A 13624-nucleotide genomic window follows, 5' to 3' on the forward strand; every position below is an offset into this window, starting at 1 on the left:
GGACTTTCGCTGCTGACATGGCCTTGATCCCCGTGCGACATCTTTCAACGTACGGGAACAATTTCCGTTCCACAGGGGAACGGGGAGTCCAGCATCTCGGCTTCGCCTCAGGCCTGCGGCGCGACGAGCGTCAGGCCGATGCCCCAGGGATCGGCGAGGCTGAAGCCCCGGACAGTCCGGTCGACCTTGATCTCCAGACCCTCCAGCGTGGCCAGCACGCGATCAAGAGCCGCCTGATCGGTGAAGGCGAGTTCGTAGTCCTGCAGTCCGGTCATGGCCGCAGTGCGCGCCGGAGCATTTCTGCTGTTCCAGACATTCGCGGCCACGTGATGATGGTAGCTGCCGGAGGCGTAGAAGCTTGCGCCCGGATAGCTCGCCATCTTCTTCAGGCCGAGCACGCCTTCATAGAAGCGGTCGGCTTCCGGCACATTGCCGACCTGAAGGTGGATGTGGCCAAGCGCTGCGTCCGGCGACATGCCAGCCCAAGGCGTCTTTGCCGCGCTGTCATAGAGGGCCTGGAGATCGAGACGCCGGGTGTCCATTTCGACCGTGCCATCGGGATGGTAGGTCCATTCCTGAGGCTTGCGGTCGCGATACACCTCGATGCCATTGCCTTCGGGGTCGGACAGATAGATGGCTTCGCTCACCAGATGATCGCTTGCGCCGTCGAACTGCAGGCCGAGATGGGCCGCATGGGCCAGCCAATGGGCAAGCTCGGCGCGATCCGGCATCAGGAAGGCGTTGTGAAAAAGCCCGGCGGCGTTCCGCGGTGCGGGAGCCGCGGAATTGTTTGTCGTGAGTGTCAGCAGGACACGGTTGCCAGCGCCGAGTTCGACGCCGCTTGCGCTGGTCTCAAGCCGCTTCAGCCCCAGCGCTCGCTCGTAGAAGCCCGCCATCGTGTCGAGATCGCGGACGACCAGATGCGCTCGGCCGACATGCACCGGGCGGCTGAGGGCAAAGGAGGCGGTTTCGTCTTGGGCGGTTGTCATCGTGGTTCTCCTGCTGCCTTCGGCTGGGCTCCGACCAGAAATGGCGCAAAACCTTTGTTCACATAAGACGGAATTTTCTCGAAAGATCGTTCAATGAAAGTTGACGACATCACGCCTCAAAGTTGATCCTGATCAATGCGAGGTAGCATCGCCGGACGCATTCTGCCGCCATGAAGAGGAAACACCCGGCGGGTGACAAAGGAGAGCAAGATGTACAAGAAGATCATCGTCCCGGTTGATCCAGCTGCCACTGCAATTGGTGAGAAGATCCTGACCAAGGCCAAGTCGCTGCTCGATGCGGGTGGTGAAATCGTGCTGTTGACCATCATCGAGGACATCCCCGGCTATCTGGCCATCGACGTACCGGTTGATCTGATCGAAGGCGCGATCACCGACGCCAAGGCCAAGCTCGTGACACTCAAGGAAAAGACGGGTGCCAGCGCGCATATCGAAATCCGCTCCGGTGCGCCGGCTCGAGAAATCCTCGCGGCAGCCGAAGAGCATAAGGCGGACCTGATCATCGTCGGGTCGCATGTGCCCGACTTCTCCAACTATTTCATCGGCGCGACGGCCGACCGGGTCGTACGCCATTCGAAGATCTCCGTTCTGGTCGACAGGTGAGACGATGGACAATCCCGCACAAGCCATGGACACGGCGCATTTCGAGCGCATTCTCCTCGCCCGCAAGGACGAGATCGAGCGGCGGCTGAAGAAGATCGACACGGATCTCGGCACGCTGAAAAGCGCCGACAGCGCCGAGCGCGCCACCGAGGCGGAGAACGACGAAGTGCTGGAGGAATTCGGCCAGGTCGGCGAAGAGGAACTCAGGGCGATCGATGCGGCGCTGGACCGGATCGCCAAGGGGCGTTATGGTCAGTGCACCAAATGCGGCGAGCCGATCTCCATGGAACGGCTGAAGGCGGTGCCGCACACACCATTCTGCAAGGATTGCGCAACCTCGCATTGAGAGGCGCCTTTTGAGGGGCGATGGGCAGGCCGGAGTGATGAGCTCCGGCCTGTTTCTTTTTGGTTTCACTTCTTGCGCATGGCCTCGGCGAGCGCGGCACCCAGGCCGCCCATGGAGGACTGCTCGGTTTTCGGCGGGCGTGCGTTGGCGTTCTTCATCGCATTGGCATTACCGCGCGCATCGCCGCGCATCGAGGGCTGTTGTGCCTCGCCGCCGTCCTTGCGCATCGTCAGCGCGATGCGCTTGCGCTTGACGTCGACCTCGACGACGCGGACCTTCACCACATCGCCAGCCTTCACCACCTCATGCGGATCCTTGACGAAACGATCGGCAAGCTGGGAAACGTGGACCAGGCCATCCTGATGCACACCGATATCCACGAAGGCACCGAAGGCGGCGACATTGGTGACGGTGCCTTCGAGCGTCATTCCGACCTTGAGGTCGGTGATTTCCTCGACGCCTTCGGCAAAGGTCGCGGTCTTGAAGGACGGGCGCGGGTCGCGGCCGGGCTTTTCGAGTTCGGCAAGGATGTCCTTGACGGTCGGCAGGCCGAACTGTTCGTCGATGAAGCGCTTGGGGTCGAGGCTCTTCAGCGTCGCGCTATCGCCCATCAGCGAGCGCAGGTCGCGGCCGCAGGCGGCGACGATCTTCTTCGCTACGCCATAGGCTTCCGGGTGGACGGAGGAGGCATCGAGCGGCTCCTTGCCGTTCGGGATACGCAGGAAGCCGGCGCATTGCTCAAAGGTGCGGGCGCCGAGGCGCGGGACTTTGAGGAGATCCTTGCGGCTTTCGAAGGCGCCGGTCGCGTCGCGATGGGCAACGATGGCTTCCGCCGTCGTCTTGCCGAGACCGGAAACGCGCGCGAGCAGCGGGGCGGATGCCGTGTTGAGATCGACGCCGACGGCGTTCACCGCATCTTCGACGACGGCATCGAGCGAGCGGCCGAGTTTGCCCTGGTCGACATCGTGCTGGTATTGGCCGACGCCGATCGACTTCGGCTCGATCTTGACGAGTTCGGCCAGCGGATCCTGCAGGCGCCGCGCAATCGAGACGGCGCCGCGCAGCGAAACGTCGAGATTGGGGAATTCCTTGGCGGCGGTTTCGGAGGCCGAATAGACCGAGGCACCGGCTTCCGAGACGATGACCTTGGTCGGCTTCGGTGCAGTCGACGGGAACTGCGCGAGCATGTCGGCCACCAGCTTTTCCGTCTCGCGGCTGCCCGTGCCATTGCCGATCGAGATCAGCTCGACCTTGTGCTTGCGGATGAGCGAGGCGAGTTCCGTCTGGGTGCCGCGGATGTCGTTCTTCGGCGGGAAGGGATAAACGGTCGTCGTTTCCACCACCTTGCCCGTGCCATCGACCACGGCGACCTTGACGCCCGTGCGGATGCCGGGGTCGAGGCCCATGGTCGGGCGCGAGCCGGCGGGGGCTGCCAGCAGCAGATCCTTCAGATTGCGGGCGAAGACGTGGATGGCTTCTTCCTCGGCCCGCTCGCGCAGTTCGCGCATCAGGTCGAGCGAGAGCGAGACGGACAGCTTGACGCGCCAGGTCCAGCCGGCGACCTCGAGCAGCCATTGGTCGGCGGGGCCTTTGCCGGCGACCTGATAGGCGGCGGCGATCATGCGCTGGCTCGGCTTCACCGGGGCCGTGTCATCGCGGTCGACTTCGATCGACAGTGACAGGAATTCCTCGTTCCAGCCGCGCAGCATCGCAAGCGCCCGGTGACCGGGGACGGTTGCCCAGCGTTCTGAATGGTCGAAATAGTCGGCGAACTTGGCGCCCGCCTCCGCCTTGCCGTCGACGAGCTTCGAATAGAGTATGGCGCGATCCTTCATGTCGTTGCGCAGGCGCCCGATGAGATCGGCGTTTTCCGAGATCTGCTCGGCAATGATGTCGCGGGCGCCTTCGAGCGCCGTCTTCACGTCCGGCACATCTTCGGTGATGTAACCGGCTGCGAGCTGCTGCGGGTCGCTCGTGCGGTCGGCAAGGATCGCGTCGGCGAGCGGCTGCAGACCCTTTTCGCGGGCGATCTCGGCGCGCGTGCGGCGCTTCGGCTTGTAGGGCAGATAGAGATCTTCGAGCTCGGCCTTGGTGGTGACCGAGGCGATCTTGCGGGCGAGCTCGTCGGTCATCTTGCCCTGGCCGTCGATGCTCTCAAAAATCGACTTCCGGCGGGCGGCGAGCTCGCGCAGATAGATCAGCCGCTCGGACAGATTGCGCAGCTGCGTGTCGTCAAGACCGCCGGTCACTTCCTTGCGGTAGCGGGCGATGAAGGGAACCGTGGCACCCTCGTCCAGAAGACCGACAGCGGCCGTCACCTGATCGGGACGGGCGTTGATCTCGGTGGCGATGAGGGCGGCAATGCTCTTGATGTCGTCGGCCATGGGTCTTCCGTCTTGTGCCAAGAAGGCTTTGTCTTTTCTCAGGTTCTCATCGCAATCCGCAGAACACGTTTGCGGAACCTGCCGAGTGGAGGCGGACCATAGCGAGGGAATGCGGCAAGGCAAGCCTCGTCAGCCTGCCAGTTTGCGCCTCACGGCCTCGGCGATGAAGCCGGATCGGGTATATCCCTGACGCGCGGCCGCCTTGTTGAGCCTCATTAGCAGGTGCTCTTCCATCGTGATGGTCACCTTCACGGCACGACCTGGAATATCCACAGGCAGAAGTGTCACGAGTTCCGCTGTCGCGAAGTCCTCAGTGAATTCCGGTTCGGCACGCAATGCGTCGAGGCTGCGGAATTCGGGGAGCGGTTCACCGTCCTGCATCATCATTTCCACATGCAGATCGAGTGCTTCCTTGCCGTCGAGCAACAACTCGTCGAGCGACGTTGCAGCGGAGATGCAGCCGGGGAGATCCGGAAAGGATATGCCGTAGCTGTCACTGTCCTTGTGGACCAAGGCGACGATCTGCATGTCAACGCTCTCTCTTTTCCCGTTCACTTGGGTGGCCAGTTCCAGCCGGCCTGTCGCCATATCGAACGCAGTGTCCCAACCGGAATATCGCGCTTTGGATGGGGAACCGTTACGCGTCCGGGCTTGGAGGGGTGCCGGTAGTGCTTGTGACTGCCTTTCTGCCCGACCTCGAACCAGCCCTCGGCAAGCAGCCTGCGCAGCACCTCATGGCTCGTCACAAACGCCTCCCTTATACGTATTTATAGGTATAGCACCTGATCGACGCAAGCTCATCCCTGAATTCCCAGGGGCGAAGGTGCGAAACGCTTGACCTTTCGCTTCCCTCCCCTTAACCGCCGGGCATTCCCTTGTGGCACTGGAGGCTGGCGATGAAGGTTTTGTTGATCGGGTCGGGTGGACGCGAGCATGCGCTGGCCTGGAAGATCGCCCAGTCGCCACTTCTGACCAAGCTTTATGCCGCCCCCGGCAATCCCGGCATCGCCGAAGAGGCGGAGCTTGTTACCCTCGACACGGATGATCACGCTGCTGTCGTCGCATTCTGCAAGGACAAGGGCATCGACTTCGTCGTCGTCGGGCCGGAAGCACCGCTGGTCGCCGGCATTGCCGACCGTCTGCGCGAGGCCGGTATCGCGGTCTTCGGACCATCGGCGGCGGCTGCTCAGCTCGAGGGCTCCAAGGGCTTCACCAAGGATGTCTGCGCCCGCTTCAACATTCCGACCGGGGCGTACCAGCGTTTCAACAATGCGCCGAAGGCCAAGGCCTATGTGCGCGAACAGGGTGCGCCGATCGTCATCAAGGCCGATGGCCTTGCCGCCGGCAAGGGTGTCACCGTTGCGATGACGCTGGATGAGGCGCTCAGCGCGATCGACGACTGCTTCGAGGGCGCCTTTGGGGCAGCCGGTGCGGAAGTCGTGGTCGAAGCCTTCCTCGATGGCGAGGAAGCGAGCTTCTTCTGCCTGTCCGATGGCAAGTCACTTCTGCCGCTTGCCACCGCCCAGGACCACAAGCGCGTTGGCGACGGCGATACCGGCCCGAATACCGGCGGCATGGGCGCCTATTCGCCGGCGCCGGTCATGACGCCTGAGATGGTCGAGCGGACGATGAAGGAGATCATCGAGCCGACCATGCGCGGCATGGCCGAGATGGGGCACCCCTTCCAGGGCGTGTTCTTCGCCGGGCTGATGATCACGGAGAAGGGTCCGGAACTCATTGAATTCAACGTCCGCTTCGGCGATCCTGAATGCCAGGTTCTGATGATGCGGCTGAAGAGCGATCTCCTGCCCATCCTCTATGCCTCGGCCACCGGCACACTGGACCAGGTTTCGGCCGAATGGAGCGCAGACCCAGCGCTGACGGTGGTGCTGGCCTCCAAGGGCTATCCCGGCGCATACGACAAGGCTACGCCGATTGCCTCGCTTCCCGAGGCTGGGGACGGCGCGAAGGTCTTCCATGCGGGCACGGCGCTCAAGAACGGCCAGCTGACTGCGACCGGCGGGCGCGTGCTCAACGCGACGGCGCGTGGGGCGACGGTTGCGGAGGCGCAGGCTGCCGCTTACCGGCTCGTGGATGCGGTGGAGTGGTCCAACGGCTTTTGCCGCCGTGACATCGGCTGGCGGGCAATTGCGCGCGAGAAGTCCTGATTTCCGGCAGATCGCGCTGGATTTCAGGTGGAAATCCGCCCTTTCGTTCAAATTTTATCAAAGCTTCTGACCGGATCGAAAGAAACGATCGCTAATGTTCTTCCCAACAATCGGGGAATAAGGTGATGCGTCTCATCCTTTCGACATCCATGGTTCTGGCAGTATCGACACTGGCCTCGCCGGTTCTGGCCGGCTCGATCTCGACCGTGAGCGGTCTTGCGCCGACCCAGCCGAGCATCGTGCAGGTCGATTGCAGCGAATGCCCGCCGCCGGCTCCGCGGATTGACGGAAAGGCCTACCAGGTCCCGACCGTGCCGTCGGGCAGCCAGACGGCGGAAGTCGTCGAAATCGATGGCGAGAAGAAGCTGAAGCGGGTTGAGAGCTGGCTCGGTGGTTCGCCCGTGGTGGTCTACACCTCGGCCCATGGTTGGGCAACGAATGGCTCCGCCATCGTTGCAGGCGCGCTGCCCACCGGCGATGAAGTCGACCATGACGCGACCACTGCTGCCGTCGACGCCTCTGTCGGTGCACAGAAGACGCCTGCCCTGGCTGGCTTCGAACTCCGTCTTAACTAATCCCCATCCGCCGGCCTTACGATCCGGGCGCGGCGGTCTCTCGTGGTAGACACGGACATAACGCCCGGTCCAGTCCCGGGCGTTATGCCGTTGTCTCCCCCATATTTCGCCCCTACATTCTTGTAGTGAAATATCGCGATAAGCTTAAAACCATGTCAACATTTCGCGACGAGACTGACGACAGTCTCGGGACATGAAGTGCCGATCCGTTCGACTGATCCTCCCACCGGCGCCCGAACCGCACTTCAGACGAAAGCTTTCCCAGGCATGAAAAATCTCAAGATTTCCCTCCAGCTGATCGTGCTGATCGGCGGACTTATGGCGGCCTTTGCCGCTGCCACCTATTTCCAGGTCAGATCGTCCACCGCGACCATCTACCAGCAGCGCTACGAGTTGCTGCGCACGCAGGTCGAAACGGCGCTATCAGTCCTCAAGGATTTCAATGATCGCGCAGTGGCCGGCGAGTTTTCCGTCGAAGAAGCCAAGACACGCGCTTACGACATGCTCAACAAGATGCGCTTCGAGCCGGATGGCTACTTCTTCGGCTATGACTATGACGTGGTGATGGTCTTCCATCCGACTTCGAAGGACGTGGGCAAGAGCAACAAGGGCAAGCCGGATGCCAATGGTTTTGCCTATCGCGACGAGCTGGTTCGCCTCGGCCAGCAGGGCGGCGGCTTCGTCGAATTCATCGGCCCGAAGCCGGGCAAGGATCCGGAAGACCGCTCCTATCCCAAGGCTTCCTACGGCAAGGCCTTCGAGCCCTGGAAGGTCGTCATCGTCACCGGCCTGTACACGGACGACCTGAAGGCCGAAATCCGCTCCAGCGTGATCAAGACCATCGCTTGGTCTGCAGGCATCTTCATCCTCGCGTTGGTCGCCGCCTATTTCGTCATCCGCAACATTACCGGCCCGCTCAAGGCCATCCATGATGCGCTTGAGGCCGTCGCCGACGAGAATGTAAGCATCGCCATCCCGCATACGGACATGGCCAACGAAATCGGTCTGATGGCCAAGGCCACCAAGAGCCTGCAGGACAAGGTGCGCGAGCGTCACGCGCTTGCAGCCCGGCAGGAAGAGCAGCAGCGCGAGCTTGACAGCGAGCGCAGCCAGAATGCCGAAGCACAGGTTACCGAAGCACGCCAGCAGGCGCATGTCGTCTCGACCATCGGCCAGTCACTGGAACAGCTCGCCCATGGCGATCTCACCGTTCGCTGCGCGGATCTCGGCCCGAAATATGCCGGCCTGCGCGACAACTTCAATGATGCACTCGCCCGTCTCGAAGAGGCCATGGCACGTGTCAACCTGAAGGGCAACGACATTGCGGTCTCCAAGGAAGAGATCCGCCGTGCCTCCGGCGAGCTTGCCACCCGCACCGAGCGCCAGGCTGCGAACCTCGAAGAGACGTCGGCCGCGCTTGACGAACTGACCGTTGCGGTTCGTCAGACGGCGGACGGCGCCCGCGAAGCCGCAAACCGCGTGAGTGCGGTGAGTGGCGAGGCCAAGCAGAGCGACGAGATCGTTACCCGTGCGATCAACGCGATGAGCGGCATCGAGCAGTCGTCGGCGGAGATCACCAAGATCATCGGCGTGATCGACGAGATCGCCTTCCAGACCAACCTTCTCGCCCTGAATGCCGGCGTCGAAGCAGCACGCGCCGGAGAAAGCGGCAAGGGCTTTGCCGTCGTTGCCCAGGAAGTTCGCGAGCTTGCGCAACGCTCGGCAGCTGCCGCCAAGGAGATCAAGGATCAGATCGCCCGTTCGTCCGCTCAGGTCGAACAGGGCGTGCAGCTGGTCGGTCAGACTGGCGAGGCGCTGAAGCGCATCTCCGACCAGATCGCCAGCGCCAACGACATCGTGTCGAAGATCTCGCACAGCGCCCAGGAGCAGGACACGACCCTGCGCTCGATCTCCGCCTCGATGAACCAGCTCGACCAGGCGACCCAGCAGAATGCCGCCATGGCCGAGGAAACCACGGCCTCTGCCGAGGTTCTCGCGAACGACACCGGTGACCTCCTGAACCTGATCCGAAGCTTCAAGACGAGCCAGGCGGGTGCCGGCCAGCAGCAGTATCGCATGGCAAGCTGAGGCCCGGACTGTCTTCGAGAACACAGAGGCCGCGGGAGCGATCCGGCGGCCTTTTCGTTTCAGCCCCTGGCTTCGATATGCGCCGCGAGCTGATCGAGTTCGCGATCGGAAAAGACTTCGATGCCCGCCTGCCGCATCAAGGCTGCCGTGACGCCCAAGCCGGGGTGGCGGGCGCCGGAAAACGAGCCGTCATAGATGAAGCTGGAACCGCAGGAGGGGCTGCCATCGATGAGGAGTGCGACGTCGCATCCCTGCTCGCGGGCAAAGGCAACCGCCTTCTTGCCACCCTCGACGAATGCCTCCGTCACGTCGCCGCCCGTCACTTCCAGGACCCGTGCCCGACCGGCCAACACATCCTCACCATTCATGCCGCCTTCGATTTCGGCGGGCGGACGCGGCGTCGGCAGGCCGCCGGCCTGTTCGGGACAGTAACCGACGAGGCAACCCTCGGCCTTCCAGCGCTCGATCAAGGGATCTGCGAGCAGCTTGCCCTTGCCGTCATAACGGACGGGGCGGCCGAGCAGGCAGGCGCTGATGAGGATTTTGGGGGGCATGAAGGTCAGTCGTCCAGTTTACCCACATGGTCGGCTCGCTCGTGAATGATGCGAACGACTTCCACCATGCCATCCTCCAGAATGACATAGAAAATCAGATGTGAGCCGCACCGCCGGCGACGGTAACCAGGCCGCAACGAAGGTACCTCGCTGCCTGAAAACGGATAGGTTCCGATTTCCGCTATCATCGCAAGGATCTGCCTAAGGTAACGTTCGGCTTGAGCCTCCGACCATCGATCCCGCGTGTAGTCACCGATCTCAAGAAAATCCTGGCGTGCGGCGGGACTAAGCCGGATCTCAACCACGGCTCTTCCATCTTTCTCGGACAGAGCCCATCAGATCTTCGGGATCGAACGGCACAGAAGGCCCGCTGTTCTCACCCTCGATCAGCGCATTCCGCAGCCATTCGATCCGGGCCTGCTCTTCTTTCAGCAGCTGAAGGCCGGCTTCGACCACTTCTTGCGCCGACTTGAACTGGCCGCTCTCGAGCTGGGCGTCGATGAAGCTGTCATAGGGGTCGGCAATGGTGACCTGAACGGGCTTGTTCATGGGGATGGCGTCCTCGGCAATTCCAAGAACAAGACTTTATCACCAATGTGCGCTCAGCCAAAGATGCTTACGCAGCCTTCACTGCGATCTGCACGCCGGTTTCGTCCTGCAGCAGGCGGATAACGGCAAACAGATTGTCGGCACGCGGGTTTCCGGACGGGCCGAACATGCGCATCAGGCTTTTAGGCGGCAGGCCGGACTTCTGGGCGAGTTCCTGAAAACCGATCGTGGCGTTGATGTAATCGCGCAAAAGAGCCCGACCGGTTTCGACGTCACCCGAAAGCAGGAGCTCGATCGCCTCGCTCAGCAGTGCGGCGCGAAAAGTTGGATCCGATTGCGCTCGATCGCGAACGGTTTCCTTGAAGTCTCTCGTCAAAGCCATGTTAGCTTGCCTTCCGCTTCTTGTATTCTGCCCAACGGGCCTGCGCCGTCTTGATATCTGCCTGCTGTCGCTTCTTGGTTCCGCCGGCGACCAGAATGACGAGTCTATCGCCGTCTCTACCGAAATAGATGCGGTAACCGGGTCCATAATCGATGCGATACTCCAGAACACCTTCGCCCACACCCTTGGCATTGGAGAAGTTGCCTAGCGACATGCGGGTGATGGCCGTCGTAACCTTGACCGCAGCCATGGAGTCCAGCCCTTCGAACCAGAGCCCGAAGGGACTGCGCCCTTGATCGTCGAGGAACTCACGGATCTCTATGGCTAAATGGTAACATATAGGCCACCATTATCAACTGAGAAAGACCCCGCCGAAGCAGGGTCTCACATCATCAGCCGGTGATCTTGGAGAAATCGGCGACTGTGCCGGTTGCCTCGCGGATGGCCTTCAAGAGCGCAAGGCGGTTGGCGCGGATGGCCGCGTCCTCGTCGTTGACCAAGACATCCTCGAAGAACTTGTCGACCGGGCCGCGCAGGGTCGAGAGCGCCTGCATGGCGGAGCGGAAGTCTTCCGATGCCACGGCTTCGGCTGCCGATTGCGAGGCTGACTGGATGGCGGCGAAGAGTGCCTTTTCGGCATCGAGCTTGAGTAGTGCTTCCGACACGCCATCGGCGACGACGGTGCCCTTCTTCTCTTCGGCGGCCAGCAGCTGGGTGGCACGCTTGGTGCCGGCCAAGAGATTCAGGCCGTCTTCCGAGGTGATGAAGGCGGTGAGCGCCTCGGCCTTGCGGGCGACCACAAGCAAGTCGTCGGCTTCGGGCGTCAGCACGGCGTCGATGATGTCATGGCGGGCGCCCTGATCGCGCAGATAGACCTTTAGGCGGTCGTGGAAGAAGGAGAGGAGGTCGGCATCCTTGGCGACCGATGCGATGGGCAGCCGGATGCCCTTCTCCAGGATCATGCGCACAACACCCAGCGCTGCGCGGCGCAGGGCATAGGGATCTTTCGAACCCGTCGGCTTTTCGTCAATCGCCCAGAAGCCCACGAGCGTGTCGAGTTTGTCGGCGAGCGCGACGGTGAGGCCGACCTTGTCTTCCGGCAGGCGGTCCGACGGGCCGTTCGGCTTCCAGTGGTCTTCGATGGCGGCAGCGACAGAGGTGTTCTCGCCCTGCAGCAGCGCGTATTTCCGCCCCATGGCGCCCTGAAGTTCGGGGAATTCGCCGACGGCTTCGGTGCGAAGGTCAGCCTTTGCCAGCACCACAGCGCGGTCAACGAGGGCCAGATCGGCACCAACGATCGGGGCCAGCACTTTGGCAAGTTCGCGGATGCGCGCGACGCGTTCCCCTTGCGTGCCCAGCTTGGCATGGAAAGTCACGTTCAGCGCATCGAGCTTGGCCATGCGCTGGTCGAGCGGCTTCTTCAGGTCCAGATCGAACTTGGCGGCAGAGGCCTTCAGCGTATCGAGGTCCGGCAGGTCGCCCTGGTCGCGCTTCCAGAAATGCAGCGCATCCGACAGGCGCGCGCGCACGACCTTGCCATTGCCATGCATGATCTCGCGGCCGCCGTCGGTGGCCTGGATGTTGGAGATCAGGATGAAATGGTTGGAGAGCTTGTCCGTCGCACCCTGCGGACGCACGACGAAGCACTTCTGGTTGGTCTTGATCGTCAGGCGGATGATCTCGGCCGGGATCGAGAGGTAATCCTCCTCGAACGTGCCGAGCAGAACCTGCGGCCATTCGACGAGGCCGGAGACTTCCTCCAGCAGGCCTTCGTCCTCGACCAGTTCCAGCCCATTGGCAAAGGCGATGTCGCGGGCGTCATGCAGGATCATGTCCTTGCGGCGCTCGGCATCGAGGATGACCTTGGCGCGTTCCAGATTGGTGACGTAATCGTCGAAGCGCTTGACGGTGATGGCATCGGGCGCGTGGAAGCGGTGGCCGTAGGTGACGTTGCCCGCCACGATGCCGTCGATCTCGAAGGGGATGACCTGGACTTCGTCATGCTCGGGGCCGAAGGTGCAGACGATGGACTGCAGCGGGCGCACCCAGCGCAGGCTTTCCATGCCCTTGCCCTCGATGCCGCCATAGCCGGAGCCCTTGGGCATGGAGGCAAAACCGGAGCGCATCGACTTCGGCCAGGGGAATGTGCGGATGATGCCCGGCATCACATCGGCTATGATCTCTTCCGCCGCACGGCCGGGCTTTTCCAGATAGGCGACGTAGAAATCACCCTTCTTCGGATCGGTCTTGACGATGGCCTGGTCGATCGAAGTCAGGCCCGCGCCGCGCAGGAAGCCATCGATTGCTCCTTGAGGCGCTGAAACGCTCGGGCCCTTCTTCTCTTCCTTGATGTCTGCAGAGCGCGCGGTAAGGCCGCGGATATCCAGCGTAAGGCGGCGCGGCGTCCAGTATTCGCGCGCACCCTCATAGGTGAGACCCACATCGACAAGCGCATCGGTGACCATCTTCTTCAGATCGCCAGCCGCCTTGCGCTGCATGCGGGCGGGGATTTCTTCGGAGCGGAGTTCGAGCAGGAGATCGGGCATCGATTGAGACTTTTTCGCTTGTTGCAGAAGGCTGCGGCGGACTTAGCAAGCCGCGCGGCAAAAGTCATCCATGGATCGGTGCAAAATGGCGGTGCATCAGGCAGCGGTCAGATCGGTTCGTACCGGAATGGCAGCCAGCTCTGCAGCTTTTGCCGTCGCTTCCGTCTTCAGGTCATAGCTCGTCTGGAGGTTCATCCAGAACTGCGGCGACATATCGAAATACCGAGCGAGGCGAAGCGCCGTATTGGGCGTCAGTGACGTCTGCTCTGCGACCAGACGCTCGATCCGGGTGCGTGGTACGTTCAAGAGGCGCGCCAGCGCTCCGGCGCTCAGGCCCATGGGTTCCAGAAACTCATCGCGCAGAATTCCACCTGGATGGACGGGCGGCAGGACGGTTGTCATGGCATGTCTCACCGAACAAC

Annotated in this window: 16 protein-coding genes; 5 read left to right on the plus strand and 11 right to left on the minus strand. The window is 62.2% G+C overall.

From position 1 onward, the window contains the following. Window positions 1-107 precede the first annotated feature (107 nt). Window positions 108-989, minus strand: coding sequence for a VOC family protein (locus H6M51_RS09010; RefSeq protein ID WP_185809546.1), 882 nt, complete (start codon window positions 987-989; stop codon window positions 108-110). 210 nt (window positions 990-1199) lie between these two features. Between H6M51_RS09010 and H6M51_RS09015 the strand changes: the two genes are divergently transcribed. Both H6M51_RS09015 and H6M51_RS09020 read left to right on the plus strand, forming a co-directional pair. Further along, window positions 1200-1610, plus strand: a complete 411-nt coding sequence (locus H6M51_RS09015) for a universal stress protein (protein WP_162548219.1) — start codon at window positions 1200-1202, stop codon at window positions 1608-1610. Between the two features lie 25 nt (window positions 1611-1635). Then, window positions 1636-1956 (plus strand): TraR/DksA family transcriptional regulator, encoded by a 321-nt coding sequence (locus H6M51_RS09020; protein WP_162548233.1) that lies wholly within the window; start codon window positions 1636-1638, stop codon window positions 1954-1956. Between the two features lie 65 nt (window positions 1957-2021). Here the strand turns inward: H6M51_RS09020 and H6M51_RS09025 are convergent, their stop codons facing one another. The 3 genes from H6M51_RS09025 to H6M51_RS09035 all read right to left on the minus strand — a co-directional run bounded on the left by H6M51_RS09025 (window position 2022) and on the right by H6M51_RS09035 (window position 5086). Further along, on the minus strand, window positions 2022-4340 hold the full coding sequence (locus tag H6M51_RS09025) for a Tex family protein (RefSeq protein ID WP_185809547.1): 2319 nt from the start codon (window positions 4338-4340) through the stop codon (window positions 2022-2024). A gap of 129 nt (window positions 4341-4469) precedes the next feature. Beyond that, window positions 4470-4868, minus strand: a complete 399-nt coding sequence (locus H6M51_RS09030; protein ID WP_185809548.1) for a type II toxin-antitoxin system HicB family antitoxin — start codon at window positions 4866-4868, stop codon at window positions 4470-4472. Window positions 4869-4891: 23 nt separating this feature from the next. Beyond that, window positions 4892-5086 carry a type II toxin-antitoxin system HicA family toxin gene (locus H6M51_RS09035; RefSeq protein ID WP_138285298.1) on the minus strand — a complete coding sequence of 65 codons (195 nt, stop codon included), beginning with the start codon at window positions 5084-5086 and terminating at the stop codon, window positions 4892-4894. 150 nt (window positions 5087-5236) lie between these two features. Here H6M51_RS09035 and purD point away from each other — a divergent pair, with 150 nt between their 5' ends. The 3 genes from purD (at window position 5237) to H6M51_RS09050 (ending at window position 9171) form a co-directional block, all read left to right on the plus strand. Next, window positions 5237-6508: a phosphoribosylamine--glycine ligase gene (gene purD, locus H6M51_RS09040; protein WP_185809549.1), complete on the plus strand. Its 1272-nt coding sequence runs from the start codon at window positions 5237-5239 to the stop codon at window positions 6506-6508. Window positions 6509-6633: 125 nt separating this feature from the next. Then, a complete protein-coding gene (locus tag H6M51_RS09045; protein ID WP_185809550.1) occupies window positions 6634-7083 on the plus strand; it encodes a plant virulence effector HPE1-like domain-containing protein in 450 nt (149 codons plus the stop codon). 267 nt (window positions 7084-7350) lie between these two features. Beyond that, the gene (locus H6M51_RS09050; RefSeq protein ID WP_185809551.1) at window positions 7351-9171 is read left to right on the plus strand and encodes a methyl-accepting chemotaxis protein; all 1821 of its coding nucleotides are present in this window, start codon (window positions 7351-7353) and stop codon (window positions 9169-9171) included. A gap of 59 nt (window positions 9172-9230) precedes the next feature. Here the strand turns inward: H6M51_RS09050 and H6M51_RS09055 are convergent, their stop codons facing one another. The 7 genes from H6M51_RS09055 to H6M51_RS09085 form a co-directional block, all read right to left on the minus strand. Beyond that, complete coding sequence (locus tag H6M51_RS09055; RefSeq protein WP_185809659.1) at window positions 9231-9734, minus strand: DUF523 domain-containing protein; 504 nt, start codon at window positions 9732-9734, stop codon at window positions 9231-9233. After that, window positions 9731-10030 carry a type II toxin-antitoxin system RelE/ParE family toxin gene (locus tag H6M51_RS09060; RefSeq protein WP_185809552.1) on the minus strand — a complete coding sequence of 100 codons (300 nt, stop codon included), beginning with the start codon at window positions 10028-10030 and terminating at the stop codon, window positions 9731-9733. The genes H6M51_RS09055 and H6M51_RS09060 overlap by 4 nt, the downstream gene beginning before the upstream one ends. Then, window positions 10023-10274 carry a type II toxin-antitoxin system ParD family antitoxin gene (locus H6M51_RS09065; RefSeq protein WP_185809553.1) on the minus strand — a complete coding sequence of 84 codons (252 nt, stop codon included), beginning with the start codon at window positions 10272-10274 and terminating at the stop codon, window positions 10023-10025. The genes H6M51_RS09060 and H6M51_RS09065 overlap by 8 nt, the downstream gene beginning before the upstream one ends. A gap of 67 nt (window positions 10275-10341) precedes the next feature. After that, window positions 10342-10656, minus strand: coding sequence for a DNA-binding protein (locus H6M51_RS09070; protein ID WP_185809554.1), 315 nt, complete (start codon window positions 10654-10656; stop codon window positions 10342-10344). Window position 10657: 1 nt separating this feature from the next. Beyond that, window positions 10658-10978 (minus strand): type II toxin-antitoxin system RelE/ParE family toxin, encoded by a 321-nt coding sequence (locus H6M51_RS09075; RefSeq protein ID WP_185809660.1) that lies wholly within the window; start codon window positions 10976-10978, stop codon window positions 10658-10660. Between the two features lie 70 nt (window positions 10979-11048). Next, window positions 11049-13202 carry a glycine--tRNA ligase subunit beta gene (glyS, locus tag H6M51_RS09080; protein WP_185809555.1) on the minus strand — a complete coding sequence of 718 codons (2154 nt, stop codon included), beginning with the start codon at window positions 13200-13202 and terminating at the stop codon, window positions 11049-11051. A gap of 96 nt (window positions 13203-13298) precedes the next feature. Beyond that, window positions 13299-13604, minus strand: a complete 306-nt coding sequence (locus H6M51_RS09085) for a HigA family addiction module antitoxin (protein WP_185809556.1) — start codon at window positions 13602-13604, stop codon at window positions 13299-13301. Window positions 13605-13624 lie beyond the last annotated feature (20 nt).

This window comes from Rhizobium sp. AQ_MP, assembly GCF_014237835.1.
Lineage (GTDB): Bacteria > Pseudomonadota > Alphaproteobacteria > Rhizobiales > Rhizobiaceae > Allorhizobium.

Excerpts from the sequence above, each read along its gene's own strand:
- H6M51_RS09020 (WP_162548233.1), top strand. The coding sequence starts at position 1,636 with ATGGACACGGCGCATTTCGAGCGCATTCTCCTCGCCCGCAAGGACGAG.
- H6M51_RS09085 (WP_185809556.1), bottom strand. The coding sequence starts at position 13,604 with ATGACAACCGTCCTGCCGCCCGTCCATCCAGGTGGAATTCTGCGCGAT.
- H6M51_RS09045 (WP_185809550.1), top strand. The coding sequence starts at position 6,634 with ATGCGTCTCATCCTTTCGACATCCATGGTTCTGGCAGTATCGACACTG.
- H6M51_RS09010 (WP_185809546.1), bottom strand. The coding sequence starts at position 989 with ATGACAACCGCCCAAGACGAAACCGCCTCCTTTGCCCTCAGCCGCCCG.
- purD (WP_185809549.1), top strand. The coding sequence starts at position 5,237 with ATGAAGGTTTTGTTGATCGGGTCGGGTGGACGCGAGCATGCGCTGGCC.
- H6M51_RS09015 (WP_162548219.1), top strand. The coding sequence starts at position 1,200 with ATGTACAAGAAGATCATCGTCCCGGTTGATCCAGCTGCCACTGCAATT.
- glyS (WP_185809555.1), bottom strand. The coding sequence starts at position 13,202 with ATGCCCGATCTCCTGCTCGAACTCCGCTCCGAAGAAATCCCCGCCCGC.
- H6M51_RS09065 (WP_185809553.1), bottom strand. The coding sequence starts at position 10,274 with ATGAACAAGCCCGTTCAGGTCACCATTGCCGACCCCTATGACAGCTTC.
- H6M51_RS09050 (WP_185809551.1), top strand. The coding sequence starts at position 7,351 with ATGAAAAATCTCAAGATTTCCCTCCAGCTGATCGTGCTGATCGGCGGA.
- H6M51_RS09070 (WP_185809554.1), bottom strand. The coding sequence starts at position 10,656 with ATGGCTTTGACGAGAGACTTCAAGGAAACCGTTCGCGATCGAGCGCAA.
- H6M51_RS09030 (WP_185809548.1), bottom strand. The coding sequence starts at position 4,868 with ATGCAGATCGTCGCCTTGGTCCACAAGGACAGTGACAGCTACGGCATA.
- H6M51_RS09025 (WP_185809547.1), bottom strand. The coding sequence starts at position 4,340 with ATGGCCGACGACATCAAGAGCATTGCCGCCCTCATCGCCACCGAGATC.